The sequence below is a fragment of the Mycobacterium sp. 1465703.0 genome, assembly GCF_001672975.1.
GTDB lineage: Bacteria > Actinomycetota > Actinomycetes > Mycobacteriales > Mycobacteriaceae > Mycobacterium.
In genome coordinates this window covers 31,841-56,278 of sequence record NZ_LZKU01000027.1, presented here as the reverse complement: position 1 = coordinate 56,278, position 24,438 = coordinate 31,841, and the positions used below count along the sequence as shown (strand labels likewise).

Sequence of the window (24,438 nt, the reverse complement as noted above, 5' to 3'; positions counted from 1 at the left end):
GCTAGTTACCCTTCTTGACCTTGAGCACCCGCTCGCGCAGCGCCTTGGTCGCCGAATCGATCGTTCCCTTCACCGCGCGCTTGAGCACGAAGCCGGGCAGCGGCACATTGGGGTCCGCGACAAGCTCGAACTTGACCAGAGTGTCATCGCCTTTCGGCACCAGGGTGTACTTCCCGTCCTGCGCCTTCTGCTGCGAGGAGCTGACCAGCGTCCAGCTCACCACGTTGTCGCCCCAGGTGTAGGCGATCACCTGTTCGTCGGTGATCCCGGCAACCTTGACTTTCATCTTCACTTGGCGGGGCCGCCCGTCCTCGCCGGTGTCGAGGATCTCCGCGCTCTGATGCGGTTCCGACCATTCGGGCATCGATTCGAAGTCGGCGATGACGTCCAGAATCTCCTCGGGGCTGGCTTCGATGACGATGTCGCGGGATTCTTTGAGTGCCATGGCCCGCACGATACTGGCACGGCGACGCGCCCGGAACGGATTCGACCGAGCGTACCGTCGTGCCTGTGACTGCTGCTGCGACCGATTCCGCATACACCGTCGGTGATTATCTATTGGACCGTCTCGCCGAACTCGGCGTCTCGGAGATCTTCGGCGTTCCCGGCGATTACAACTTGGAATTCCTCGACCACATCATCGCCCACCCCCGCATTCGCTGGGTCGGCAATGCCAACGAGCTCAATGCCGGTTACGCCGCCGACGGCTATGGGCGGCTGCGCGGAATGTCGGCATTGGTAACGACATTCGGGGTCGGTGAGCTCTCCGCCGCCAATGCCGTCGCGGGCAGTTACGCCGAGCAGGTACCCGTGGTACACATCGTCGGCGGCCCGTCCAAGGATGCTCAGGCCACCAGGCGGGCGCTGCACCATTCGCTCGGTGACGGCGACTTCGAGCACTTCTTCCGGGTCAGCCGCGAGATCACTTGCGCCCAAGCCAATCTCATGCCCGCGACGGCCCGCCGCGAGATTGACCGGGTGTTGTCAGAGGTCCGTGAGCAGAAGCGGCCCGGCTACATTTTGCTGTCCACCGACGTGGCCCGCTTCCCCACCGAGCCGCCGGAGGCACCGTTGCCCCGCTACAGCGGTGGCACCAGTCCCCGCGCGCTGGCGATGTTCGTCGAGGCCGCGACCGACCTCATCGGCGACCACCAACTGACCGTGCTCGCCGACTTGCTGGTGCACCGGCTGCAGGCGATCAAGGAACTCGAAGCGTTGCTGGCCGCCGACGTGGTGCCGCACGCCACGTTGATGTGGGGCAAGAGTCTGCTGGACGAGACTTCGCCCAACTTCCTGGGCATCTATGCCGGGTCTGCCAGCGCGCCGGCGGTGCGCACCGCGATCGAAGAAGCGCCCGTTCTGGTCACCGCCGGAGTGGTGTTCACCGACATGGTCAGCGGCTTCTTCAGTCAACGGGTCGATCCGGCCCGGACCATCGACGTCGGCCAGTATCAGAGCACAGTGGCCGGACAAGTCTTCGCGCCGCTGGAGATGGGTGCCGCGCTGGAGGCACTGGCCACGATCCTGGCGCACCGCGGCATCTCGTCGCCGCCGGTGCTGGTGCCGCCGGCCGAGCCACTGCCACCACCGCCACCGCGAGACCAACCGCTTACCCAGAAGATGTTGTGGGACCGCCTGTGTGTGGCCCTCACACCGGGCAACGTCGTGCTCGCCGACCAGGGCACCTCCTTCTATGGCATGGCCGATCATCGGCTACCGCACGGCGTCACCTTTATCGGTCAACCATTATGGGGCTCAATCGGTTACACGTTGCCCGCCGCACTCGGCGCGGCGGTGGCACATCCGGACCGCAGGACGGTGTTGCTCATCGGGGACGGCGCCGCGCAATTGACCGTCCAGGAGCTCGGCACGTTCTCGCGCGAGGGCCTCTCCCCCGTCATCGTGGTGGTCAACAACGACGGCTACACCGTTGAGCGCGCGATCCACGGGGAGACCGCGCCGTACAACGACATCGTCAGTTGGAAGTGGACGGACGTCCCCGGCGCGCTGGGGGTCACCGACCACCTGGCGTTCCGGGTGCAGACCTACGGGGAACTCGACGACGCCTTGACCGCGGCCGCCGAACACCAGGACCGCATCGTCTTCGTCGAGGTGGTGTTGCCGCGGCTCGAGATTCCCAATCTGCTCGTGGACCTCGTCCAACCGACGTCACCGGACGGCAGTCCGCGGCGCTGACGGTCTAGAGCGCGTTCGGCGTTCGATCCGTCGTCGACGATCGCAGCATGGCTTGCACCGTCCGCCGGCAGCGACCGCAATCGGCGCCCGCCCCGCATGCCTGGGCGACTTCCTTGGTGGTCGACGCTCCGCACGAAACCGCCTCGGCCACGGTGTGACTGGTGACTCCGTTACACAGGCAGACGAACACCGGCGAATCCTCAGTCCGCCTCGATGCGCATCATGTCGAAGAATCGGCCGACGAACACTGGCGGGTAGGCACCGATGCCCGCTCCAGACATCCACTGCGCCGCGGCATCGGGGTGGTCGATCCATTGCCGCGCGCTCTGCTCGTCGGGGAACTCCTGCAGGATCAAAACCTCGTGATCGTCGTCAAAAGCCTGAAACACCCACGTCTTTCGGATTCCGGCGGTGGTGAATCTGCCTATTGCCGCGCTGACTTCGGAGGTCAACAGGGATACGTCGTTGACGGACGCGATGGCGGCCACCACGACGCCGGGTGCAGCCGGCGCCTCGGGTGGCTGCGCGATGAACCTGTCGACGATCTCGCCGGCGAAGACCGCGGGGATGTCGTCCACGCCGGCTTCGTCGAACCAGTCGAAAAAGACCCGGGACCGCAGCAACTCGACTATCGGCTCACGGCTGTGGACTCCGATCATCACCAGGACCCGGCCGTGGTCGTGCGTCGAGGTGTACACCAACACGTGGTGCGCGCCGATATCGGCCAGCGCGGCTTTGTTGCGTTGCAGCAGCGGCCATACCCGGGTGGGATCGGGGACACGATAGTCCGACGCGATCACCATCGAATGAATATCGCCGTTGTTCATCGGAGTTGGTCCTTCATCACTTTCCCCGTCGCGTTGAGTGGGAGTGAATTGAGGAACTCTACCGTGCGCGGCACCTTGAATCCGGCCATCCGATCGCGACACCAGCCGATCAGTTCGTCGGCACTGACGTCGCCTTTGCGGACCACGAACGCTTTGCCCACCTGTCCGAGCCGCTCGTCGGGGACGCCGATGACCGCGGCCTGCGCGACGGCCGGGTGATTGAGTAGAAACCCTTCGATCTCGGCCGGGTAGGCGTTGAATCCCCCGACGATGAACATGTCCTTCTTGCGGCCGACGATGCGCAAGCGCCCGGTCTCGGTGAAGTTCCCCAGATCTCCGGTGTGCAGCCAGCCGTCGTCGTCGATCGCCTGCGCCGTGGCCACCGGGTCGTCCAGGTAACCCTGCATGACGCCGTAGCCGCGGGCGAGCACCTCGCCGTCGTCGGCGATGCGTACCTCGACCCCATCGCAAGGCACGCCCGCGGTGGTGGCGACATCCTCGAAGGAATCGCCCGGCAGCGACAGCGTGACGTTGCCCGCCTCGGTCAGGCCGTAACCGGTCATCAGCGTCTGGAACGGCAGTTCGTCATGGATGCGGCGGACCAGTTCGACGGGGATGTCGGCGGCCCCGGTGACGCCGGCCCGCAACGTCGACAGCTTGGACTTGTCGCCCACCGTCAGCAACGAGTGGTACAACGTCGGCGGCCCGGGAAGCATCGTGATGCTTTCGCGCGCAATCAGTTCCACGACCGTGTCGACGTCGAACACCGCAACCGGCAGCATCGTCGCGCCGCGCAGGAAGGACGTGATGAGTCCTGCCTTCAGGCCGAAGGTGTGGAAATACGGGTTGATCTGCAAGTAGCGGTCACCCTCGCGCAGATCCGCGAGCGTTGCCCACTCCTCATACATGCGCAGCGTTTGGCGATGATTCATCATCGCGCCCTTCGGGCGGCCGGTGGTGCCCGAGGTGAAGATGATGTCCGAGATGTCGCTGCCGCTCACCGGCCGCTCGAATGGCGAACCGCTGGAAAGGAAGTCGGACTTCATATCGATGATAGGCACCCCTGCGGGTGCGGTGTAATCCTGGTCCAGAAAGCCTTTCTGCACCAGGACGGCCTTCACCTTGCTGCGGACGATGATGTCGCCGGCCTCTTCGGTCTTGAACCGCGTGTTGACCGGGACGAGCACGCCGCCCGCGGTCAGCAATCCGAACGCCGCGATGATCCATTCGGCCGAGTTGGGCGCCCAGATCGCCACCCGGTCACCCTTTTCGATGCCGAGGTCGGCGAATGCGCCTGCCGCGCAACGAATTCGCTCGGCAACTTCGGTGAACGTCAAGCGCAGCTGACCGTCGACGACTGCTTCCGCGTCGCCGAAACGGTCCGCTGCACTCAAGACCATCTCGGGGATGGTCTCCCATATCAGATTGGCCGGCTCCTCCTCATCGCGCGCTGCGCTCTGCATCGTCACCGCCTGGCATCATGTCGTGACGAGTCGACCGAGGTTGCCGCCCATGATCTTTGCCTGGTCCTCGACGGACAGGTGCGACAGCGCGTTGACGTAGAACGTCGGCTCCGCCAGCCCTTCGGGGTGCGGCCAGTCAGAGCCGTACAGCACCTGATCCACGCCGACGAGGTTGACCAGATCGTCGATGCCGTCCTCGAAGAACGGGCTGACGTGGATCCGGTTCTTGACCATCTCGACGGGGTCGCTCGGGAAAACCTCCGGGGCCTTGCGGAAGACCTCGGCCAGGCCGTCGAGCAGCGGGGTCATCCACTTCGAACCGGCCTCGACGATCGCGACCTTCAGCTTCGGGTGCCGGTACAGCGCGCCGTGGATCACCCACGACCCCACCGCGTCCTGGATCGGCCGCCACTCGTTGAGGATGCCCATCGCGTTGGTCTGGAACGGCAGCATCTCCTGTTCGGCGCCGTCCCACTCGGAGGTGTATCGGGAGTAGCCGCTGTCGCTGGAATGCATGCCGACCAGCAGGTCGTGGTCGACAACCCGCTCCCAGAACGGGTCGAACTCGGGCGTCGCGAACGACCGCGGGCCGCGGAAGCCGGGGACCGGCGCCGGGCGGATCAGGATGCACCGCGCACCGCGCTTGACCGCCCACTCCAGCTCCTCGATCGCCTTCTCGACGATCGGCAGGGTGATGACCGGGGTGGTGAAAATCCGGTTCTGGTAGTTGAAGCCCCAGACGTCGTCGAGCCACTCGTTTAGCGCGTGGATCAGGACGTGGATGGCGACCGGGTCATCGCGCAGCCGCTCCTCGAGCAGGCTGGCCAGCGTCGGGAACATCAGCGTCCGGTCGAGACCCAGCTCGTTCATCTTCTCCAGGCGGGGGCCGGGCTCGAAGAACGCCGGGATCGCGCGCATCGGCTCGCCGAACAGCTCGCGCTTGCTCTTGCCGTCCGGGTTGCCGAACTTGAAGTACTCCTCCCAGGCGCCCGGCCGGGCGACGACCTCGAAGGTCGGGTTGGGAATGTAGTTGCTGATGTGGCCGCGGATCGCGATCTTGGTGCGCCCGTTGATCTGCACGTACTGGACGTAGTCCTTGTACGCCTTGGGCAGAAACTTGGTCAACGCCTCCGGCGGCTCGTAGAGATGGTTGTCCGCGTCAAAGATCGGAAACGGGACATCCTCCCGATGCGACAGCTGGCCCATGGAATCCTCCTTCTTGATTTGTGAGAATACTATTCTCTACAGTCGCCTAATCGCAACGTGGCCCCGCAGATCCCGGGTTCGACGTGGTCAGCACGACACGAAGATCTTGTAGGTGGCGCTGGCCGGCTCCCCGGGTTTGTCGGTCCGGTACCCGTTGGCGGTGCCGGAGACGGTGAACTTGTCGCCCGTCATGCTCATGTCCGCAGTGCCGTCACCACCCCGCGAGTACATCCCGCTGAAGCCACCCAGGTTCTGGATATGTACGGACACGACTGTCGCCGGTTGCCCACTCTCGTCGACAACCAGTTTGGCTCCGGCGAAATCGCCGCCGATCTCGATCGTCCGAGTCCACTCCAACTGGCTGCACTTCACAATGTGGAACTTCCGGTCGTTACCGTTCACGGTGACCGATGCCGTGCTGGCGATCTGGGTGGGCGGCCGCGACGCGCACGCGCCCATCAACGCAACCGCCAGGACCGCTGCGGTGGCCACGATTGGGGTCCGCATCGAGTCACCTCCATCCTGACTGACGAAAGTTCTTTAGCCTGCAGCGATGATGTTATTCTCGCGAAAAGAGAATGCCAATATCGGGTAGTTGTCGAGGAGCGATTACACACATGGTGGACCTGGAGATTGACGACGGGTTGGCGGTGGTGACCATCGACCGCCCACACGCGCGCAACGCCATCGGTCTGGACACCATGGACCAGCTGGAGAAGGCGCTCGATGCCGCGGCGGACGCGCAGGCGCTGGTGATCAAAGGCGCCGGGGACAAGGCCTTCGTGTCGGGCGGTGACCTCAAGGAATTGAGTGCGCTGCGGACGGAGGAGGACGCCGCGGCCATGGCCCGGCGGATGCGGTCCATCTGCGATCAGCTCGCGGACTTCCCCGCCCCGGTCATCGCCGCCCTCAACGGCCACGCGTTCGGTGGCGGCGCCGAAGTCGCCGTCGCCGCCGACGTCCGGGTGGCCGCCGACGACATCAAGATCGCCTTCAACCAGGTGCAGCTGGAGATCATGCCGGCATGGGGTGGAGCCGAGCGGCTGGCCGCACTGGTCGGAAAGAGCAGGGCGCTGCTGCTGGCCGGCTCGGGAACCGCCCTCACCGCGGTTGACGCCGAGCGCATCGGCCTGGTCGATCAGGTCGTGCCCCGCGGCGTGTTCGACTCGCCTGACCGGGGGTGGCGAGCCGTCGCAAGGTCGCTGGCACGCCGCCCGGCGACCGAGATAAAGCGGGTAATCCGCGGAGTTTCTCCGGAGGAGGCGATAGCATCCTTCGCACGGTTATGGGTTGCCGACCCGCACTGGCAGGCCGCGGAACGGGTCATGAACCGCAACGCCAAGCCGCGCCCGGCAGCCGGAGGAGCGTCATGACCACGATGAAGACAACGATGGGCGTCGGCTCCGTCGTGTCGTTGGCTTGTCTATTGGCCGCAGCCGGTCTGCTGGTGGGAAGCGGACGGGCCCATGCCGATAATTCGGTCATGCATCACGTCAGATACACCGTCAGTGCGCAGAATCCGATTTATACGAGCATCTATTACCTGGACCATCAGCCGGATAAGTTTTCTGACTACAGCCACAACCCCTACTCGTTCACACCGCACGTCGACATCGACCTCGCCCCGGGCAAGCCGTGGGGCTTCGATCTGGACATGTCGGACCCCGACCATTACGCGATGGTTGTCGCGAGCACGGGCACGGAGCCCGGCACGCCGGGACTTCACTGTGATCTGGCAGTAGACGGAGCCGTCGTTGTATCCAAGGACGGTCCCAAAGGCGTGCTCTGCTCGCTGCGGAACTGGTGAACCAGCCAGGTCTCCGGTACGCCCTCGATCGGCTGCGGTTCACCTTCCAGGCGGCGCAGGTAGTTCTCGACCAACTCCACCGTCTCGGCATGGCCGGCGGACATACCGATCGCCTGCTCGAGCACCAGAAACCGTGACAGGCTACTCATCAGCACCGTCCACACCACCGGAGCGATGTGGATTTCCTGGCCTTCATCTTGAATTCTGGAGCCGTAGCGCTCGAGCGCAGTCGCCACCGCTTGGCGCTGTTCTTCGCGAAAACGCTCGGCGTAGTAAGCGATTTCGGCCCGCATGTCCTTGCGGTGATTGGCCAGGGCCATGAATTCCATGGAGATCCGCGTGAAGGCGGGATCGGTGCCGAATCGCCACAGCGCCCACAGCGGCTGTGGCAGCTTCAGCATTTGCGCGTGCGCTTCGAGCGCCTCTTCGGCCCGGCGCCGGAAGACTTCCAGGAACAGCTCTTCCATGGTGCGGAAGTAGTAGTGCACCAGCTGAGGCTTCAGCCCGGCCTTGTTCGCCAGGCGCCGCGAGGTCACCGCGGCATAACCCTCTTCGAGCATCAGCTGTTCGGCGGCATCGAGCAGCAAACCGCGATTCTTCGCGTCCGGCGCCCCGATCCTGCGGGCAGTTGTCATTCGCCTGCTCCGTACTGTGTGCCATCCCGTGCCGACCCACACGGATCGTATCGTGGCGCAGCGTTGCGACCTTGACCCTGACATTACCGCCATGCTAAGCAGGTGCTCAGCATATTTTCGATCTCGCAATTGGGCGGCGGTAGTGCTTGCCGCCGAACACCACCGGTAAACCCAGCCCAGGGGGACGCATTCCGATGAGCAATTTCGACTCGATCGACTTCTTCACCGATCCGACTCTGGTCCCGGATCCGCACCCTTACTTCGACTACCTGCGCAGCCGGAACCCGGTGTTGCGGCTTCCGCACTACGGCGTCGTCGCGGTCACCGGCTACGACGAAGCATGCGAGATCTATAAGGACCCGGACACTTTCTCCAACATCGTTGCCCTTGGCGGGCCGTTCCCGCCGCTCCCGTTCACCCCCGAAGGCGACGACATCAGCCCGCAGATCGACGCGCACCGCAGCTCCTTCCCGATGAACGAGCACATGGTCACCATGGATCCGCCCGACCACACCAAGGCCCGGTCGGTACTCGCCAAGCTGCTCACCCCGAGCCGGCTGAAGCAGAACGAGGAGTTCATGTGGCGCCTCGCTGACCGTCAGCTCGACGAGTTCCTCGACGTCGGTGAGTGCGAGTTCATCGCCGAGTACTCAAAGCCATTCGCCACCTTGGTGATCGCCGACCTGCTCGGCGTGCCGGAAGAGGACCACAAGGAGTTCCGTAAAGTCTTGGGCGCCGACCGGCCCGAGGCGCGGGTGGGGGCACTGGACCACGAGTCGGTGGGCATCAACCCGCTCGAGTGGCTCGACGACAAGTTCTGTAACTACATCGAGGATCGGCGGCGCGAGCCGCGCGGCGACGTGCTGACCCACCTGGCCGAAGCGAAGTACCCGGACGGGTCGACGCCCCCCGTGATCGAGGTGGTCCGTTCGGCGACATTCCTTTTCGCCGCCGGCCAGGAGACGACGGCCAAGCTGCTCAGCGCCGCGCTGCAGGTGCTCGGCGACCGGCCCGACATCCAGCAACAGTTGCGCGATGACCGCAGCCTGATCCCCGGGTTCATCGAGGAATCGCTGCGGATGGACAGCCCCGTCAAGAGCGACTCGCGACTAACCCGTAAGGCGACCACGATCGGCGGTGTCGATATCCCCGCGGGCACTGTGGTGATGATCCTGCCGGGCGCGGCCAACCGCGACCCGCGACGCTTCGAGAACCCGCACGAGTTCGACCTGCGCCGCAAGAACGTTCGCGAACACATGGCGTTCGCGCGGGGTGTGCACTCGTGTCCCGGCGGGCCGCTCGCGCGAGTCGAGGGGCGTGTCTCGATCGAGCGGATCCTGGATCGGATGCCGCACATCGAAATCAACGAAGCCCATCACGGGCCCGCCGCTGAGCGTCGTTACACCTACGAGCCGACGTACATCCTGCGCGGCCTGAGCGAATTGCACTTGAGCTTCACCACCGCGGACGCGATCGCACCGGTGGCTTAAAACGTTTCGCTCGCTGGGCGCTACCGGACCTGCATCCCGACGAAGTAACAGCCGAGCAAGACGGCGGCGATCAACACCACCCACGCGTCGGTGAGTCGGCACAGCAGGACCGGGGCGTCTCGCACCTCCATGAACTCGCGAAAGATGATGCGCACCTTGACCAGTGCGATGACGATGACGCTCGACGTCACCACCGCGCTGGATTTCAGCGCGCCGTCGGCGGAGTGGTCTATCCACAGATAAGCCAGCGTCAGGGCGGCCAAAATCACCCAGACAAACAGCAACCTCTTGTTGAATCTGATGCCGATCACCTCACCACGTAGAGCAACGCAAAGATCAGCACCCACAGGAAATCGACGGTGTGCCAATACGTTGCGCAGGTTTCGACGAGTTCCTGGGAGCGGCGCGCCGGACTCCGGAGTTGGTAGACGATGATGCCGAGGACGACGAAGCCGATCAGCAGGTGGACGAAGTGGATGCCGGTGAGGAAGAAGTAATACATGAAGAAGTCGTTGCGGTCTATGCCGTTTCCGGCTTGGACCAACCGGACCCACTCGAACACCTTGAAAAACAGAAACACTACGGCGAACCCTGCCGTGATGAAGACATCCCTGAGCGCCGCCCGGTACGCGCCGGCGCGGGCCGACTGGACACACCGCGCCACCGACCACGAGCTGAGTAGCAGAACCAAGGTATTCAAGACCCCGACACGAAGGTCCAGGTGGGCCTGCGAGTGTAAGAAGAGCTCGGGATTGCGCCCGCGTGAGAACAGGTAGAAGCCGAAATACCCTGTGAATATAAGGGTCTCGAACAATACGAAGGCCCACATGTCGGGTTGTCCCGGCACGGCCCTGACGCGTCCGCGCTTGTCGGCCAGGTCGGTCACTGCGCAACCACCTTCTTCCGCGGCAGGTTCGGCAGTTCCCCGGTCCCGAAGTCTTCGCGGCGGATCATCTGAAACAGCATGACGATGAACGTGACTTGGTAGATGCCGAATACGACCATGTCCAGCCACCAGGCGATTTCGCCATCCCACGCGAACACGCCACGCCGGAAGATCCAGCAGGGCGCCACGACCACCTCGGTCAGCGCGTTGCACAGGTTGAGATAGCCGAACCACTTGGGGAATACGCGATTCTTGTCCAGCAGGATCGCCACCATCCAGATCAGCGAGCCGATCAAGAACACCCCCATGGTTCCGTCGAACGACAAGAAGGCGAAGTCATAGAGCCATCCGATGATTTGGGGGTCGCGGTCCGGTCGCAGCGTGCCGACGATCAGTGCGATGTTGAGCAGCAGCATGCCGGGGACCGCGGCGAGCGAGTAGATGACGAGATACGAATAGCCGAACGCGCGGCTGACCGACATGCGCCGCATGGAATACGCGATGAGGGCGTTGTTGACCGCGGTCATACCGCTGATGGCGAAGATGACCCCGAAGCCGACGGGTATGCCGAGGTGACGTTCGGCGAACCAGTGGGCCTGCGTCGCGAGGTCCCAGGTGGGCTCCGGCGGCGGCTGTACTTGGGCCACAATGAAGAACATCGGAAAAAACAGGCCGTAGAACACCATGAGGATCCCCCACGCCAGCCACAGCTCTCGCTTGGGGTCGCGCCGCAGGTGCCAGCCGATGCGGTGATGCAGTGGGCCCGCGGGCGGCGTCGCCGGGGACGCATGCGGAGTGATCACCGCACTCATGCGGTGACCAATTCGTCTGGGCGCTCGCGGTTCTCGGCGCGCTCGCGATAAATGGCTTGGCCCAACACAACGCCCATCACGACGATCCAGACGGCGATGGCAATGTTTTTCACCCAGAACGATAGCAAGCCGTCCCAGGCCAGCGGTCCCGTCAACGACACGCCGACGAATGACGCCGGCACCAGCGCGGCCCCCACGGCAAGATTGAAGTAGGCCACCCACCGACTGAATACCGGGCGCGGCTGATCATCGAAAAAGATTGCCAGGGCCAAGATTACGCATTGCCCGATAAAAAACGGGACCAGGATGGTGAAGGTGATCCAGGCGAGATCGTTGAGCAGTTGGGTCAGCTCGGGGCTGCGCTCCGGCCGAAAGGCTGCGAGCAGCCAGCAGACATCGGCGACGAGAAACAGCGTCGGGCCGCCCGCGGCACACCCGAGCATGGCGTAGGAGAAGATCGGCGTCCGGTGCGCCATGCGGCGGATTTGCAGCACGATCAGGGCCAGGATCGGCACCAGGCACACCCCGAACCAGTTGAACAGGATCATGCTGGAACGGATCTGAGCAATATGCACCGGATCGCGGTAGAACGCGGCCACCTGCTCCGCCGGCATGGTGGGCGACATCGGCGGGTTGAATCCGGGAAACAGGAAGAAGGAGGCGATCCACAGGATGAGCGCCGCCGGCAATGTCCAGAGCAGGATCAGCTCGCCATCGGTCCGCCGCGAGACGGTTCGCGCGGATTGGCTACCACCTGCATCGTTTCCGCCCTTGTCGGCCATCGATACTCCCTCCCCGCACGAATCATCGCCGAACTCGGCTAGTGAGCGAAGCTAGCCGATCGGCTAGCTTCGGTCAATAGCGTCGTCTAGTCTCGGTTCGTGGGAACAGCACGGCAGCCGATCGCCGGTGAGCAATTCTGGCTCATCCAGCACAGCCCGGCCCGGACGCGGGTACTGGATGCCGCGCTGGATCTAATCGCCACACACGGTGTCAGCGGTACGTCGCTGCAAATGATCGCCGACGCCGTCGGGATCACGAAAGCCGCTGTCTATCACCAATTCCGGACCAAAGAGCAGATCGTCATCGCCGTGACCGAGCGCGAACTGGGCCGGCTCGAGCCGGCGCTCGAGGAAGCCGAGGCGTACGAAGACGGTCCTCAGGCACGGGATGCGCTGTTGGTACGCGTGGTCGAGATGGCCGTTCGCGATCGCCGGTTGGTCCGCACGCTGCAATTCGATCCCGTCGTGGTCCGGCTGCTGGCCGAACACAAGCCTTTTCAACTTTTCATGGACCGTCTGTACCGGGTGCTGCTGAGCGATGCGGGTCTGGACGGGCGAATCGAGGCGGCCATGTTCTCCGGCGCGCTCAGCACCGCGGTCATGCATCCGCTGGTTGCCGACATCGACGACGACACCTTGCTCGAAAGGGTTACCGATTTGAGCCGACGCCTGCTCGGCCTTCCTCGGCAAACCCGTAAGTGACTGCTAAGTGTCGGCGCGAACCCAGCTTGATATGCCGTCGTGAGCAATACAGATCAGGAACAGACCGTCGGGCGCCTGCGCGACGTAGTTCAGATAATTCTGGCAGTCGGCGTTTTCTTCCTTGACCCCCGCCATCGGCGGTGAGCGGAACCATCGAGGCTGGTATCGCCTCGGCGAGCCGCAGAACATCAGCCGTCCGGGCTCCGAGGCGAAGGAAACGTATCCGTCGGCGACACCAAAGGCGTAGTAGGTGGTGTTGTCACACGGCGCACCGAGCACCTGATGCGGCATGATGCCCGGGGTGCAGGCGGGGTAATCGCAGACAGTCGGCCCCGCAGAGGCCGACGGCGCCACCACCACACCGGCGCCGAGAAACGCAGCAACCAGAGCCACGATTGATCGCACCCGATTACTCTGCCACACCTGAAAAGAAAATTCTCCTGGTTGGAGAAGATCATCCTGGGCCGACCGGTGGTCGACGCCGGCCATCCCGAACGCCACTCCGCCCCTTTCCGGGCGGGCCGGTATTTCCGCATGTGAGGGCCACAAGGGCTGCCGTCCGACGACGGCGTTGGCCTCAGATCGGAGTGATAAGCTGCTTCTCCGTGCACGATCCGGAGGGGCCCGACGCCGCCGATTGTGGTGACCCGAGGGATGTGACCGATCCCGACGGACCACAGTCGAGCGCAGGGGGCGACAGCGGCGACATCGCGGCCGCGTCAGAAGCGGACGCAGAGGACGAAGTTGCCGAGGCTGAAGCGCGCGCCGAGGCGGCTCTGGCACGCCTTTTACGGCTGCGTGGGGCGGCCGGTGAGGACGACGACGCCCAAGGTTTCGAGCGGGGCCCCGCGAAGTGGAGCCGCAAACGGCTCCGGTTGCGCCGTCGTGGGCGACCAAGGTGGCTCCGGCGTCCGCGGCGGAGAACAGTAGTCGCCGGCGTCGGCATCGTGCTCTTCTCGGCTTCCCTGGGAGGCACCGGTTACATGCTGTGGCAGCACCACACCGCGGTGCACAATCGCCAACTCGCCGCGGAGTTCAGTGCGGCCGCCCGACAAGGGATCACAGCTTTCATGTCGATTGACCCCAATCATGCCAAGGAGGATATCCAGCGCACGATCGATGCATCCACGGGCGACCAGAAAGACCAGCTATCTGTGCTGTCGACCCTGATGGTCAAAAAGGCCGAGGAGACCAAGGTCGGCACCAAGGTCACCGTCGAAGCCGTTGCCGTCCAGTCGTTTAGCGACAACTCGGGAGTCGTACTTGTGGCGGCGAAAACCGATCCCATTGGGCCGGATAACGCCAAACCTCCACCGGCGTTGTTTCGCCTCAGCGTCAATATGAACCGCGACGGCGGCCAGCTCAAGATGTCGAAAGTTGATTTCCTGCGATGACTGCCGCACATGGCTCGTCGCTGGACGGCAGCGAAGAGACGATTGACGGTGCCCAGTCTTCACGCGCCGACGACGACGGACTGGCGCCCGCTGGCGAGGGGCCTGCACGCTTGCGCCGGCTGGCTGGGCTTCGGCGCCGGGCCCGCCAGTATGCGGCAAGGTGGCGTTCGATCGTCGCGACAACGTTGGTTATTGCCGCTGTGGGAGTCGCTGCCGGCGTGTACTTCATCCTGTACCGGCCGGATCAGCAGGTCGGCGACGCGGCGGCGCACCGGGCGATCCAGGCGGCGTCAGATGGCGCCGTGGCGGTGTTGTCGTATTCCTACGACCATTTGAACCGCGATTTCGACAACGCGAAATCACATCTCACGGGCGACCTATTGGCTTATTACAGCAAATTCAGCGACGATGTCGTCGCGCCGACGGCGCAGAAGGGACAACTGACGGCGTCCGCCAAGGTGATTCGGGCCGCAGTCTCGGAATTGCATCCCGATTCGGCCGTCGTGCTGGTTTTCGTCGACCAGACCACGAAAAGCGTGCAAAAGAAGGATCCCGAGAACACGCAGAGCAGCGTCCTGGTCACGCTGAGAAAAGTCAACGGCTCCTGGCTGATCGGGAAATTCGACCCGTCCGGATGAGCGCGGTAGATCTTGTCCTAACCGTTAACTGGCGAGCCAAAGCGGTGTAACGTCATCGCTCGAGAACACCGCAACCGACGGCGGAAAAGGTGCCACAGGCACTCTCGGATTACGCGCTTCGAGGAGCACCTGATGCGTTCAGTCAAAACACTCATTACCGCAACGCTGGTGGCTGCCACCGCATTCGGCGGTTTGAGCACTGCATCGCCAGCCCAGGCAATAACCAAGGAAGACGTGGCGCTCAACGGGACTTTCCGCGTCACGTCGATTGGAGATTGGGCCCAGCGAAACGATCAGTACTTCGGCGAACCGACCGTCTACCAAACGTGGACCATCAGTTCCACGTGCGAGACAACCCTGGATTGCCATGGCACGGTGACGAGCGATCAGGGATGGAGCGCGCCCCTCTACATGAAGGATGGGGAGATGTGGAAGGTGAGGCGCGAAGTGCCGAACTGGGAGCGGTGTGAGGACGGTTCGGCGTTTCCTGGGACACAAACCTTCTTTTTCTACCCGGTCAACGACAATGGTGGATTCCAAATCGGGTCGCGAGTCCTCTCGGGTAAGGACAAGACGGTCGGCCCGAGCGGTGCCTGCGGGCAAAACAATTGGCTTGACATCGCGATGCCGTTGCGCCTCGACCAGCTCTCCTGACCGGCGGGCCGCAGCTTCATCGCCCGGCCCTCGGGCCCCTTCCCCGCGCGGCGAATTCAGGTGGGCAGCATGTCCTTCCACGTCCTGGGCGCTTTGGGAGCAACCAGGTCAGACTGCTGGTACAACTTTCCGTCCGGACCGACATAACGACCGGTGCGCGGATCGTACTTTGCCACCACAACCGAGGGCGCGGGCTTAGATACGTTGGCTCCGAACGAGCTTGGTGCGGCCTGGGGGCCTCCGCCCCCGGGTGTGCCGGCCGGTACGGGCTCGGCCGGTGCGGGGTCGGCCGGTGCGGGGTCGGCCGGTGCGGGCCCGGCTGGTGCGGGCCCGGCTGGTGCGGGCCCGGGAGGAAGGAACTGGGCTAAAGGCAGTGCTGGCGGGGCGGCCGGCGGCGGGGGAAGTTCGCCCGCCACAGGGACGTCGAGTGGCGCGATGGGCGGCAGGTCCGCCGACATTCTCGACATGGGTAGCGACGGGCCCGACGACGACACCGGCGGAACGGCTGCTCCCAGCGTGCCCGGTGGCGGATTTTCTCCGCGCGGCCCTGAAGGGGCGCCGCGCGGCACCGCCCCAGGCGGCAGCGGCGTTCCCTCGACCGGGCCAAAGATCCTGTCATTGGTGGTGATCCGGTCATCAGGCGGAACACCTTGGGCTATCAGATTCGGATCCAGCGGATAGGGACCGAGGGTGTGCTGGCGCATGGCCAGCGGCATGTACGGCTTGTCGCTGTTGCAGATTTCGACGGTCGGTGCGCGCTTACCCGGGTGACCCATGCAGGGATAGTTTCGGGCACCGCGAACCGCGATCGGAGAATCCTGCGGGAGTTTGCAATACAACCCGTCCGGCGTGTCGATGTCGGTGAGGTCGTCCGGGGATCGCCATGTGTTGGGCGGCATGAAGCCGACCGTGCAAATAGGTGGATCGTCGACCGTGGCTGCGAAGTCGCCGTAAGCCCTACCGTCGGGATGGTTTTCACCCTGAGCGGCCTGCTCGATAGCGACCCCCGACGGCAGCAACACCAGCAGCTGCTCGATCGAGGGGTGGTAGGTGACGCCGATCTGCCCGATGGTGGTCAGGTTGGCAAGCAACACCGGCAGTGTCGGTTTGATTTGTTCGAGAAGCCGGGATGCTTCGTTCGCAGTATCAGGACCGGTCTGCAGGATGGTGCGGAAGTGAGAATCGTTGTTCACCAGCGTATCCGAGATGCCCGCGAAGCTATGCGCCCACGTTCTGATCGAATCGGTGGTGCGCGCCTGGGTGTCCAGCAGCGGCCCGGTGTCTTCGGTGAGGGCTCGGGTGCGATCGACGACGCCGTTGGCGTCGCGGGACAAAGTCTTTGAGGAGTCGATCAGTGACCCCAGGTCGTAACCGGCGCCGTTGAAGCCCTGGAAGGACTCGTCGAGCAATTGGCCGAGTTTGGTCTTGGGGATGCTTTGAACCAAGGCATTGACCTGCTCGAGCATTGGACCGACCGGCTGCGGAATTGTCGTGTCGCGCACGGTGATGACTGAGCCGTCGTGCAGGTAGGGCGGCGAATCGGTTTTGGGCCGCAGATCCACGTACTGTTCACCCACTGCGGAGACACTGAGCACATGTGCTGTCAGGTCCGCGGGGACCTTGGGTGAAGTGCTAAGCGAGAGCGTCGCTTTCGCGCCAGTCGGCGTCAAACCCACGGAGGTGACCTTGCCGAGCTGAACCCCACGATAGGTCACATTGGAAAACCGATACAGGCCACCGGTGGCCGGGAGCTCCAGCGTCACCGTCATCCGGCCGATGCCCAGCAGCGTCGGCGCCTGGATGTAGAACAGGATCATCGAGATCACACCGATGATTCCGGCAATCGTGAAGACCGCCAGCTGGATACGAACAAAGCGCGTCAGCATCTATCCACCGGCTCCTGTTCCAGGCACCTCTGCGGGCGCCGGCGTTTGACCAAGACCCGCGTCGGGGACCGCGCCCGCACCGGGCGGGGGCCCGGGCGGCGGGGCCGCGTTCGGCGGAGGCCCGGGCAGCGGGGCCACGTTCGGCGGAGGCCCGGGCAGCGGGGCCACGTTCGGCGGAGGCCCGGGCGGCGGGCCGTAAGCCGATGAAGGCCCCGGTACCGCACCCGGCGGTGGTGGTGTCAGCGGCAATGTGTTGGGATCGATCCACGGCGGCCTCAGCGGGTTGTGCAGCGGATCGAGTGTGTAATTCAAGCGATACGGATCCCCGGGTACCGGTGGTACGGGCATATCCAGCTGCCCCCAGTGGGTTCCCAGGAACAAGCCCTTCTTGAGCCGCGGAATCGTTAGGTCGAAATCGAAATGCAGGTTGAAGAAGTCGCCTCGAACCGCTCGGTCGACGAAGTTTTGGGTGAACGGGAACACGAACGCCGCCGCGATGGCCGCGCCGAAGTCCGGTCCGACGTCGGCCAGCGCTTTGATAGTCGGCTCCAGGTTTTTCAGGTTTGTGACCAGGTCGGCTTGGGCGTCGTTGATCAGCCGGGTGGCGGTGTTGCTGAACACGCGAAGGTGGTCCAGGGCAGCCGTCAAACGAGGCCGCTCCTTGATCAACACCTCGAGCGCCGGCGGTATCTTGTGCAGCGCATCGGTGAGGACGTCGCGTTGGTTGGCGAAGGTGGCCGACAGCCGATTCAGCGCCTGGATGGAGGCGACGATGTCATCCCGCTGGTCGTCCAGAGTTCCGACGAACGTGTCCAGGCGGGTAATCAGATCACGCACGGCACCCTCGTGCCCGGACAGGGCAGCCGAGAAATTGTGGATCACCTCCCCGATCTGTCCCAATCCACCGCCGTTGACGACCGCGCCCAGCGACGACAACGTCTGCTCGGTCGACGGGTAGGCCGATGACCGGCTGAGCGGGATGGTGGCGCCGGGCTGCAGCCGTCCGCTTCCCTGCTGGCCCAGCGGAGTATTGAGCTCCACGTGCATCGAGCCCAGCAGGCTGGTCTGACCGACAGTGGCAACCACGTTAGCCGGAACTACCACATCGCGCTTGACCGAGATCTCGACGTCGGCGTGCCAGCCTTGCACCCTCATCGCGCCGACACTGCCGACGACGACGTCGTTGACCATCACCGGCGAATTCGACTCCATCGTACCGACATTCGGGAGCTCGACGTGGTAGATGTTGGCCCCCGGCCCGCGTCCGACCGCACCGGGCAGGGGTAGCGAATTCAGGCCGTGGAATGAGCAACCCGTCGCCGTCACAGCCACACAACAGCCGACGGCGAACACCCGTCTTGCCGCAACCCGGGCGCTCATTGTTGTGGCCCTTCGTCTGGCAGCAGCATGCCCGACACGGTCGGCGCCGGTGGTGGCGGCACCGGTGTCGACGGTGGCGGCGGCAGCGGCATCGCCGCGCCCGGTATCCGCTCCGGCGGCACCGCCCCCGGCGGTCCCACCGGATCGCCCGGCAGGCCGGTGAAGGCCGACACTGCGGGCGGGATCTCGGGTGGTCCTGGTTTCGGTCCCTCGCCGCCGGGCGCTAGGCGCGGTTCGGTGTAGAGAACCTTCGACGGGTCAACAGACTTGGAAATGAACGGGTTGATCGGAATTGGCGAGTTGTTCCAACTGGTCTGCCGCAATCCGGGTCCGAGGAACAGGGAGCACAGCTTGCCCGATTCGACCGCGGTGATGTTCTCGATGGCGCCGATTTGCGTGCAGCCCGGAGTGGACAGCAGAACCTGACCGCCCCACGTGGGATTCGACATGTTCATCAGCCCGAACCCTCCCACGATGGTTCCGGTGTCGGCGTTGTAGTCGTTGAAGAAGTTGCCGAACGCGTTCGGTGAGGTGTGCAGGATGTTTTCCAGGGCCATGTGGTGATCGACCAGGTTCTGCGTGACATCGGCCAACCGGGCGATCTGCTCGCTGGTCTGGTTACGAGTCCCGGCGATGAATCGCCGCACCTCGCCGACCGCCGTCGACAGATCGGTCAGCGCCGCGTCCAGGTCGGATTTGCTGTCGTTGACCACGCTGGTGAGCGTGGCAAGGCGGTCGTTGAACTGTACGAGCTGGACGTTGCTGTCGCGCAGTGCGCCGACGAACGTCTGCAGGTTTTTGATGATGTCGACGATGTTGCCGCTGCCGTTGGCGAGGATCCGGCCCACGCCCGACAATTGACCGAGTGTTTGTCGCAGCTTGTCGCCGTTACCTTCGAGGGCATTGGCGGCGCTGTCGATGAACCGGCCCACCGAGGTGCCCGAAACGCCACTCTTGGGTCCCAAATCCGTTGCCAGCCGCATCAACTGGGTCTTGACCTCATCCCACTCGACCGGCACCGCGGTGCGTTCAACCGGTATGACGGCCCCGTCGTGCATCACCGGCCCGGTGTCGCGATAGGCCGGCGTGAGTTGGACGTAGCGGGAAGCCACCAGATTCGGGGCGACGATAACCGCTTTCGCATTCGCCGGAATGGGCACGCCGCGGTCGACCTTGAGGACCATCTTGGCCTGCGTGCCTTGCGGCTGAATGGATTTGATGTTGCCGACTTTGACACCCGAAACCCGCACCTCGTCATGGGGATAGATCGCGGTGGCGGTGGTGAAATAGGCGGTAATCGTCCGTGGGCCGAAGAACGTGTTACGCACGACCACGGCGGCGCCGGCAACGATCAGCCCGACCAATACAACCCCCGTCACGGCCGCCAGCCGCTTGCGCGGAATCCGGGAGGTCATTGTGATCCTCCGATCCGTCCGCCCAACGTGCAGCCAGGGCACATTGGAATGGAGTTGTACGGCCAGGGGGTAAGTGCCCGAGGTACCGGCGATGGGAACCCGGGACCCTTCGACGTGTCGAAGGTGCGGAATCCCCAGAGGTAATCGACCAATTCCTGGAAGAGTTGGGGGATAAGGAAGTTCGGGGCGAATGCCTGGTAGGCGTACATACCGGAGATTGCCTCACCGACTGTGATCTCGAATTTGGCGAGACCCGGCAGCGCTTTGCCGATGTTGTCGCGGTTCTTCTCCAAGACTCCGAGAACCCGATTCAGCCGCTCCAGGGTCGGTGCCAAAGTGCTTTCGTTGTCGTGTACCAATCCAGTCAGCTGTTTGGCCACCACCGAGGTGTTGGCCAGCAGGTCCACGATCTCTTGCCGCCGTTCCACCAGTACTTGCAGCAGAGAATCGGAGTTGAGGATGAGCTTGTTGACCTGCATGCTGCGTTCGGAAAGTATCCCGGTGACATCGCCGGCACTCTTGAACAGCTCGCCCAAATTCTTATTGCGACTGTTGAGGGTTCGCGATAACCGGGTGAGCGCATCGAAGGCCGGCCCCGTTTGTGGTGCGATCTGGTCAAGCGTCGCCGCCAGCGTGTCCAAGGACTGATTCAGCGCCGTGGTGTTGGTGCCGGCCGTGTCCGACGTCAGGTCACTGACCGCTTCGGTCAACGAATAAGGCGAAGACGTCCGCGACACGGGGATCAGAGCCATCGGATGCATCGTGCCGGTGCCGGCGGACTCCACCGTCAGCATCCGCTCGCCCAGCAACGTGCCGGTGCGGATGTGCGCGGAAGTCTCCGACCCGAGCAGGATGTTGCCCTTCATTGCGAACGTCACCAGAGCATCGCCGTGACTGAGCTTCACATCCGACACCGAGCCGACCTTTATCCCCGACACAATTACCGGGTTGCCTACCGCAATGCCGCCGGCTTCGGTAAACAGCGCCTGGTACCTGACCATCGTCGCCCATTGGGTGAACCGGTCGGGCGACAGGCCCACCAGGATGACCATCACCGCCAGGATGACGCCGATGAGTCCGGCCTTGACGAGCTGAGCTCCGCGATACTTGAGCATCAGGGTTCCGTGCACCTTCCTGCATCTGACCTGAAGATATTGGCGCGCACGGTCTTTCCGTTGAGATCCGTGCCCCGGAGCCCGAACTGGCAGATGTAGTACGGGATGGTGGCGCCGTTCACGCCGAGTCGGACCAGCTTGCGGTAGTTCTGCGGTGCCTTTTGGAGGGCGCCGTCGAGGCGGTCCTTATCGCCATCGAGTATCGGCGCCAGCCGATTCAACTGAGCTATCGTGCCGGACAGCGGTGGGCGGGCCTCGGCAAGCAGATCCGCCAGCGAGGCGGTTCCCTTGTCCAGGGCGTCAATGGCGGATCCAATTGTGTCGCGGTCGCCCGACAGGCCGCTGACAAGCTGCTCGAGGCGATCGATCGCACCGGAGAACTGTTTGCCGTCCTTGGCAACGGTGCCGATCACGATGTTGAGGTTGTCGATCAGTTGCTGCACGGTTTGGTCGTTGTCGGCCAACGCGTTTGAAAACGACGTGGTCTTGGCGAACAGCGACTCGAGAGTCCCGCCTTGCCCCTGGAAGACCTGCAACAGTCCCGAGGTCAGGGCGTTGACGTCGCGCGGATTCAGGCCCTGGGTAACGGGTTTCAGTCCACCGAGCAGCAGATCGAGGTCGAGCGCCGGCGCGGTGCGGCTGACGGGAATCTGACCGCCGGCCGGCAGCCGCTTGGGCGAGCCCGGACCATCGACGAGTTCGAGGTAGCGATCGCCCACCAGGTTGAGGTAGCGGACCGCCGCCCTGCTGCCTTCGGTGAGCACGACGTTGCGGTCGGCGTCGAATTTCACCACGACTTTCTTGTCCGGTTGCAGCGAGACGCTGTTTACCGTGCCCACCCGGATCCCGGCGACCCGTACCGACTGGCCCGGCTTGAGACGCGACACGTCGGTGAACACCGCCGAATAGTTGGTGGTCGCACCCGTCCGGTACTGCCCGAAGATGAAGAACAGGAAGGCGGTCAGCATCGCCATCACGACCGCGAAGATCGTGAACTTGATCAGCGTGGCGCGCGTTCTCATCCGGGTTGTCCGATCTGAGCGGAGTTGCGTGGCGGGCCGGCGATCGGCCCGTACAACAGCTGTTTGAGGAGATCGGAGTTGATCATCAGCTGTGGATTCCCGTATGACACCGGGTCGGCGCCGATATCGGTAATCAATTGCGGTGGGGCCGTATTGAACGGCAGCTTCGGCAGACCCACGCACTGCGGGCCGCCCGTGGCCGCAACCTTGGGCAGGTTCGTCGGGTACCGATAACGTTCGGCGCCCCACGTGAGACTCGCCGAGATGTTGATGCTCGGTTCCGACAACGGCGCCCCGTGGGTTATCTGTACGAGCCCGGCGAAGGCGCAGTTGAGGGCCGGGGCGTACTGATTGGTCAGATCGGTGGTCGGCGCCAGCAGATGCACCACATCCGTCAGCGGTTGGCGGTTCGTCGACAAGACGTCGTTGCCGATGTCGGCCAAGCCGATCGCGCTGATCAGCAAGGCATCCAGGTTGTGCTGCTCATCGACAAGTGTCTTGCTGATCCGCGTCGCGTTGGCGGCAGTCTTCACCAGGTCGGGTGCCGCGTCGGCATAGGCGTTGGAGACCACCGGTAAGACCGCAAGGTCATGCCTGAATGCGGGAAGGCTCGGCTCCAGCCTGGCGAGAAAGGAATCCAGGTCACTGAGCGACTGGCCAAGCTGTGGACCTCGCCCACTGAACGCCTGTGCCAGAGCACCCAGCGACTCGTTGAGCTTCGGCGGATCGATGTGGCTCAGCACCGACACCAATTGCTGGAATACCGTGTTGATTTCGACCATCACGTGCTGGCCCTGCAGCGTCTGGCCGCTGCGCAGCCGTTGGGCCGAGGGCCGGTCGGGTGGCACCAGCTCGACGGACTTCGCGCCGAAGACCGTCGATGACGCGATATTGACGAGCACGTTGCCGGGGATGAAGTGCAATTGAGACGGGTCCATCGCCAAGTGAATGGCCGCTTGGCCGTTGGGCAGCGGCTCGATCGAGGAGACCTTGCCCACCTGCACGCCGCGCATCTTGACCTTGGCGTCCGGGTTCATGACCAGGCCGGCTCGTTGCGAGATCACGGTCACCGGCACGGTTTTGGTGAACGAGCCCTGAAACAGACCGACCGCCACGGCGAAGATCAGACCGATGATGAGGATGGTGGCCAGTCCGAGCAAGGGCGGCAGGTAATTCCGCCCAGCCGGCGGCCGAGCCTGGCCGGTGCGCCTCGGACGGCCCGCGACCGCGCCGCGACCTGCTGGAACATTCTGCGTCATTGCTGTTTCACCTCCTCTGCTAACCGGACAGGTTGAAGTTGCCGTTCGTACCGTAGATAGAAAGCGAGACCAACAGCGTCACGGACACCACGACGATGAGCGACGTGCGCACCGCGTTGCCGGTGGCGTTGCCGACTCCGGCCGGCCCACCTGAAGCGAAATAGCCGTAGTAGGTATGGATCAGCAGGATGGTGAGCGCCATCAGGATGGCCTGCAGGAACGACCACAACAAGTCAATCGGGTTCAGGAACGTGTTGAAATAGTGCTGGTATAGACCTTGCGACTGTCCGAGCAGGAACGTCGTGGTGAACTGACTGGCCAAGAACGACAGGATCACGGCGATGGCGTACAACGGCGTGATCGCCATCATTCCCGCCATGATTCGGGTGCTCACCAAATAGGCAACCGGCCGAATGGCCATGCTCTCCAACGCATCGACTTCTTCGTTGATCCGCATGGCACCCAGCTGAGCGGTCACCCCGGCGCCGAAGGTGGCCGCCAAACCGATACCCGCGACCACCGGCGCCGCGATACGCACGTTGATGAACGCGGACAAAAAGCCCGTCAGCGCCTCGATGCCGATGTTGCCGAGCGAGGTGTATCCCTGAATGGCCAATGTGCCGCCCGCCGCCAGCGTCAGGAAGCCGACGATCACAACGGTGCCGCCGATCATCGCCAAAGTGCCCGCGCCCATGCTGATCTCGGCGATCAAACGAATGACTTCGCGCGTGTAATGGGTAGCCGCGAACGGCACCCCGGCGAGGGCCTTCCCGTAAAACAGCGTGTGGTCGCCGATCCGGCCCATCAGGGCGACCGGCCTCTCGAGTTGGCGGGTTAATCGCGGATATGCAGCCCTCAGCGCCATCGTT

27 protein-coding genes are annotated in these 24,438 nt (G+C 63.9%); 8 read left to right on the top strand and 19 right to left on the bottom strand.

Features of this window, described 5'->3' with window-relative positions; all coding sequences use genetic code 11:
* Position 1: 1 nt before the first annotated feature.
* On the bottom strand, positions 2–445 hold the full coding sequence (locus A5625_RS02595) for an SRPBCC family protein (RefSeq protein WP_066988806.1): 444 nt from the start codon (positions 443–445) through the stop codon (positions 2–4).
* Between the two features lie 65 nt (positions 446–510).
* Here A5625_RS02595 and A5625_RS02590 point away from each other — a divergent pair, with 65 nt between their 5' ends.
* A complete protein-coding gene (locus tag A5625_RS02590; RefSeq protein ID WP_066988805.1) occupies positions 511–2,196 on the top strand; it encodes an alpha-keto acid decarboxylase family protein in 1,686 nt (561 codons plus the stop codon).
* A 4-nt stretch (positions 2,197–2,200) separates the two neighbouring features.
* Here A5625_RS02590 and A5625_RS28000 read toward each other — a convergent pair whose 3' ends face one another.
* The 5 genes from A5625_RS28000 to A5625_RS02570 all read right to left on the bottom strand — a co-directional run bounded on the left by A5625_RS28000 (position 2,201) and on the right by A5625_RS02570 (position 6,199).
* Positions 2,201–2,386, bottom strand: coding sequence for a bacterioferritin-associated ferredoxin (locus tag A5625_RS28000; RefSeq protein WP_082984234.1), 186 nt, complete (start codon positions 2,384–2,386; stop codon positions 2,201–2,203).
* Between the two features lie 10 nt (positions 2,387–2,396).
* Positions 2,397–3,023 (bottom strand): fatty-acid--CoA ligase, encoded by a 627-nt coding sequence (locus A5625_RS02585; RefSeq protein WP_066988804.1) that lies wholly within the window; start codon positions 3,021–3,023, stop codon positions 2,397–2,399.
* Positions 3,020–4,486, bottom strand: a complete 1,467-nt coding sequence (locus A5625_RS02580) for a FadD3 family acyl-CoA ligase (protein WP_082984236.1) — start codon at positions 4,484–4,486, stop codon at positions 3,020–3,022. Before A5625_RS02580 ends, A5625_RS02585 begins: the two co-directional genes overlap by 4 nt.
* 15 nt (positions 4,487–4,501) lie before the next feature.
* Positions 4,502–5,692, bottom strand: a complete 1,191-nt coding sequence (locus A5625_RS02575; RefSeq protein WP_066988803.1) for an amidohydrolase family protein — start codon at positions 5,690–5,692, stop codon at positions 4,502–4,504.
* An 87-nt stretch (positions 5,693–5,779) separates the two neighbouring features.
* A complete protein-coding gene (locus tag A5625_RS02570) occupies positions 5,780–6,199 on the bottom strand; it encodes a lipoprotein LpqH (protein ID WP_066988802.1) in 420 nt (139 codons plus the stop codon).
* Between the two features lie 110 nt (positions 6,200–6,309).
* On the opposite strand from A5625_RS02570, the gene A5625_RS02565 reads away from it, so the two are divergent.
* Both A5625_RS02565 and A5625_RS27995 read left to right on the top strand, forming a co-directional pair.
* Complete coding sequence (locus tag A5625_RS02565; protein WP_066988801.1) at positions 6,310–7,065, top strand: enoyl-CoA hydratase/isomerase family protein; 756 nt, start codon at positions 6,310–6,312, stop codon at positions 7,063–7,065.
* A gap of 68 nt (positions 7,066–7,133) precedes the next feature.
* Positions 7,134–7,499 carry a hypothetical protein gene (locus A5625_RS27995; RefSeq protein ID WP_082984235.1) on the top strand — a complete coding sequence of 122 codons (366 nt, stop codon included), beginning with the start codon at positions 7,134–7,136 and terminating at the stop codon, positions 7,497–7,499.
* On the opposite strand, the gene A5625_RS02560 is transcribed toward A5625_RS27995, so the two are convergent.
* Entirely contained in the window at positions 7,415–8,134 is a 720-nt protein-coding gene (locus A5625_RS02560; RefSeq protein ID WP_066988800.1) for a TetR/AcrR family transcriptional regulator, read from the bottom strand. The two genes, A5625_RS27995 and A5625_RS02560, sit on opposite strands and share 85 nt — an antisense overlap.
* Positions 8,135–8,328: 194 nt before the next feature.
* Between A5625_RS02560 and A5625_RS02555 the strand changes: the two genes are divergently transcribed.
* A complete protein-coding gene (locus A5625_RS02555) occupies positions 8,329–9,624 on the top strand; it encodes a cytochrome P450 (RefSeq protein ID WP_066988799.1) in 1,296 nt (431 codons plus the stop codon).
* Positions 9,625–9,644: 20 nt separating this feature from the next.
* Here the strand turns inward: A5625_RS02555 and A5625_RS02550 are convergent, their stop codons facing one another.
* Genes A5625_RS02550 through A5625_RS02535 form a run of 4 tightly spaced genes read right to left on the bottom strand, consistent with a single transcriptional unit; the run spans position 9,645 to position 12,104 of the window.
* Complete coding sequence (locus A5625_RS02550; protein WP_066988829.1) at positions 9,645–9,932, bottom strand: cytochrome C oxidase subunit IV family protein; 288 nt, start codon at positions 9,930–9,932, stop codon at positions 9,645–9,647.
* Complete coding sequence (locus A5625_RS02545) at positions 9,932–10,510, bottom strand: cytochrome c oxidase subunit 3 family protein (RefSeq protein ID WP_066988798.1); 579 nt, start codon at positions 10,508–10,510, stop codon at positions 9,932–9,934. Before A5625_RS02545 ends, A5625_RS02550 begins: the two co-directional genes overlap by 1 nt.
* On the bottom strand, positions 10,507–11,322 hold the full coding sequence (locus tag A5625_RS02540) for a hypothetical protein (protein ID WP_066988797.1): 816 nt from the start codon (positions 11,320–11,322) through the stop codon (positions 10,507–10,509). Before A5625_RS02540 ends, A5625_RS02545 begins: the two co-directional genes overlap by 4 nt.
* A complete protein-coding gene (locus A5625_RS02535; protein WP_066988796.1) occupies positions 11,319–12,104 on the bottom strand; it encodes a hypothetical protein in 786 nt (261 codons plus the stop codon). Before A5625_RS02535 ends, A5625_RS02540 begins: the two co-directional genes overlap by 4 nt.
* A gap of 99 nt (positions 12,105–12,203) precedes the next feature.
* Between A5625_RS02535 and A5625_RS02530 the strand changes: the two genes are divergently transcribed.
* Positions 12,204–12,806, top strand: a complete 603-nt coding sequence (locus tag A5625_RS02530; protein WP_066988795.1) for a TetR/AcrR family transcriptional regulator — start codon at positions 12,204–12,206, stop codon at positions 12,804–12,806.
* A gap of 3 nt (positions 12,807–12,809) precedes the next feature.
* Here the strand turns inward: A5625_RS02530 and A5625_RS02525 are convergent, their stop codons facing one another.
* Positions 12,810–13,199, bottom strand: a complete 390-nt coding sequence (locus A5625_RS02525) for a hypothetical protein (RefSeq protein WP_066988828.1) — start codon at positions 13,197–13,199, stop codon at positions 12,810–12,812.
* 212 nt (positions 13,200–13,411) lie between these two features.
* Between A5625_RS02525 and A5625_RS02520 the strand changes: the two genes are divergently transcribed.
* The 3 genes from A5625_RS02520 (at position 13,412) to A5625_RS02510 (ending at position 15,492) form a co-directional block, all read left to right on the top strand.
* Entirely contained in the window at positions 13,412–14,200 is a 789-nt protein-coding gene (locus A5625_RS02520) for a hypothetical protein (protein ID WP_066988794.1), read from the top strand.
* A complete protein-coding gene (locus tag A5625_RS02515) occupies positions 14,197–14,838 on the top strand; it encodes a hypothetical protein (protein ID WP_066988793.1) in 642 nt (213 codons plus the stop codon). The genes A5625_RS02520 and A5625_RS02515 overlap by 4 nt, the downstream gene beginning before the upstream one ends.
* 132 nt (positions 14,839–14,970) lie before the next feature.
* Positions 14,971–15,492, top strand: coding sequence for a hypothetical protein (locus A5625_RS02510; protein WP_066988792.1), 522 nt, complete (start codon positions 14,971–14,973; stop codon positions 15,490–15,492).
* Positions 15,493–15,548: 56 nt separating this feature from the next.
* Here A5625_RS02510 and A5625_RS02505 read toward each other — a convergent pair whose 3' ends face one another.
* From A5625_RS02505 to A5625_RS02475, 7 genes are read right to left on the bottom strand one after another with little or no spacing between them, the layout of a single operon-like run.
* Positions 15,549–17,378: an MCE family protein gene (locus tag A5625_RS02505; RefSeq protein WP_066988791.1), complete on the bottom strand. Its 1,830-nt coding sequence runs from the start codon at positions 17,376–17,378 to the stop codon at positions 15,549–15,551.
* Positions 17,379–18,758, bottom strand: a complete 1,380-nt coding sequence (locus A5625_RS02500; RefSeq protein ID WP_066988790.1) for an MCE family protein — start codon at positions 18,756–18,758, stop codon at positions 17,379–17,381. It lies immediately after the preceding gene.
* Positions 18,755–20,173, bottom strand: a complete 1,419-nt coding sequence (locus A5625_RS02495; protein ID WP_066988789.1) for an MCE family protein — start codon at positions 20,171–20,173, stop codon at positions 18,755–18,757. The genes A5625_RS02500 and A5625_RS02495 overlap by 4 nt, the downstream gene beginning before the upstream one ends.
* On the bottom strand, positions 20,170–21,288 hold the full coding sequence (locus A5625_RS02490) for an MCE family protein (protein WP_066988827.1): 1,119 nt from the start codon (positions 21,286–21,288) through the stop codon (positions 20,170–20,172). The genes A5625_RS02495 and A5625_RS02490 overlap by 4 nt, the downstream gene beginning before the upstream one ends.
* Positions 21,288–22,310 (bottom strand): MCE family protein, encoded by a 1,023-nt coding sequence (locus tag A5625_RS02485; RefSeq protein WP_066988788.1) that lies wholly within the window; start codon positions 22,308–22,310, stop codon positions 21,288–21,290. Before A5625_RS02485 ends, A5625_RS02490 begins: the two co-directional genes overlap by 1 nt.
* Positions 22,307–23,569, bottom strand: a complete 1,263-nt coding sequence (locus A5625_RS02480; protein WP_066988787.1) for an MCE family protein — start codon at positions 23,567–23,569, stop codon at positions 22,307–22,309. Before A5625_RS02480 ends, A5625_RS02485 begins: the two co-directional genes overlap by 4 nt.
* 19 nt (positions 23,570–23,588) lie before the next feature.
* On the bottom strand, positions 23,589–24,434 hold the full coding sequence (locus tag A5625_RS02475; protein ID WP_066988786.1) for an ABC transporter permease: 846 nt from the start codon (positions 24,432–24,434) through the stop codon (positions 23,589–23,591).
* Between the last annotated feature and the right edge of the window lie 4 nt (positions 24,435–24,438).

Excerpts from the sequence above, each read along its gene's own strand:
- A5625_RS02595 (WP_066988806.1), bottom strand. The coding sequence starts at position 445 with ATGGCACTCAAAGAATCCCGCGACATCGTCATCGAAGCCAGCCCCGAG.
- A5625_RS02580 (WP_082984236.1), bottom strand. The coding sequence starts at position 4,486 with ATGCAGAGCGCAGCGCGCGATGAGGAGGAGCCGGCCAATCTGATATGG.
- A5625_RS02475 (WP_066988786.1), bottom strand. The coding sequence starts at position 24,434 with ATGGCGCTGAGGGCTGCATATCCGCGATTAACCCGCCAACTCGAGAGG.
- A5625_RS02560 (WP_066988800.1), bottom strand. The coding sequence starts at position 8,134 with ATGACAACTGCCCGCAGGATCGGGGCGCCGGACGCGAAGAATCGCGGT.
- A5625_RS02535 (WP_066988796.1), bottom strand. The coding sequence starts at position 12,104 with ATGGCCGACAAGGGCGGAAACGATGCAGGTGGTAGCCAATCCGCGCGA.
- A5625_RS02485 (WP_066988788.1), bottom strand. The coding sequence starts at position 22,310 with ATGAGAACGCGCGCCACGCTGATCAAGTTCACGATCTTCGCGGTCGTG.
- A5625_RS02500 (WP_066988790.1), bottom strand. The coding sequence starts at position 18,758 with ATGAGCGCCCGGGTTGCGGCAAGACGGGTGTTCGCCGTCGGCTGTTGT.
- A5625_RS02495 (WP_066988789.1), bottom strand. The coding sequence starts at position 20,173 with ATGACCTCCCGGATTCCGCGCAAGCGGCTGGCGGCCGTGACGGGGGTT.
- A5625_RS02540 (WP_066988797.1), bottom strand. The coding sequence starts at position 11,322 with ATGAGTGCGGTGATCACTCCGCATGCGTCCCCGGCGACGCCGCCCGCG.
- A5625_RS02575 (WP_066988803.1), bottom strand. The coding sequence starts at position 5,692 with ATGGGCCAGCTGTCGCATCGGGAGGATGTCCCGTTTCCGATCTTTGAC.
- A5625_RS02510 (WP_066988792.1), top strand. The coding sequence starts at position 14,971 with ATGCGTTCAGTCAAAACACTCATTACCGCAACGCTGGTGGCTGCCACC.
- A5625_RS02585 (WP_066988804.1), bottom strand. The coding sequence starts at position 3,023 with ATGAACAACGGCGATATTCATTCGATGGTGATCGCGTCGGACTATCGT.
- A5625_RS02505 (WP_066988791.1), bottom strand. The coding sequence starts at position 17,378 with ATGCTGACGCGCTTTGTTCGTATCCAGCTGGCGGTCTTCACGATTGCC.
- A5625_RS02565 (WP_066988801.1), top strand. The coding sequence starts at position 6,310 with ATGGTGGACCTGGAGATTGACGACGGGTTGGCGGTGGTGACCATCGAC.
- A5625_RS02570 (WP_066988802.1), bottom strand. The coding sequence starts at position 6,199 with ATGCGGACCCCAATCGTGGCCACCGCAGCGGTCCTGGCGGTTGCGTTG.
- A5625_RS02480 (WP_066988787.1), bottom strand. The coding sequence starts at position 23,569 with ATGACGCAGAATGTTCCAGCAGGTCGCGGCGCGGTCGCGGGCCGTCCG.
- A5625_RS02555 (WP_066988799.1), top strand. The coding sequence starts at position 8,329 with ATGAGCAATTTCGACTCGATCGACTTCTTCACCGATCCGACTCTGGTC.
- A5625_RS02490 (WP_066988827.1), bottom strand. The coding sequence starts at position 21,288 with ATGCTCAAGTATCGCGGAGCTCAGCTCGTCAAGGCCGGACTCATCGGC.
- A5625_RS02515 (WP_066988793.1), top strand. The coding sequence starts at position 14,197 with ATGACTGCCGCACATGGCTCGTCGCTGGACGGCAGCGAAGAGACGATT.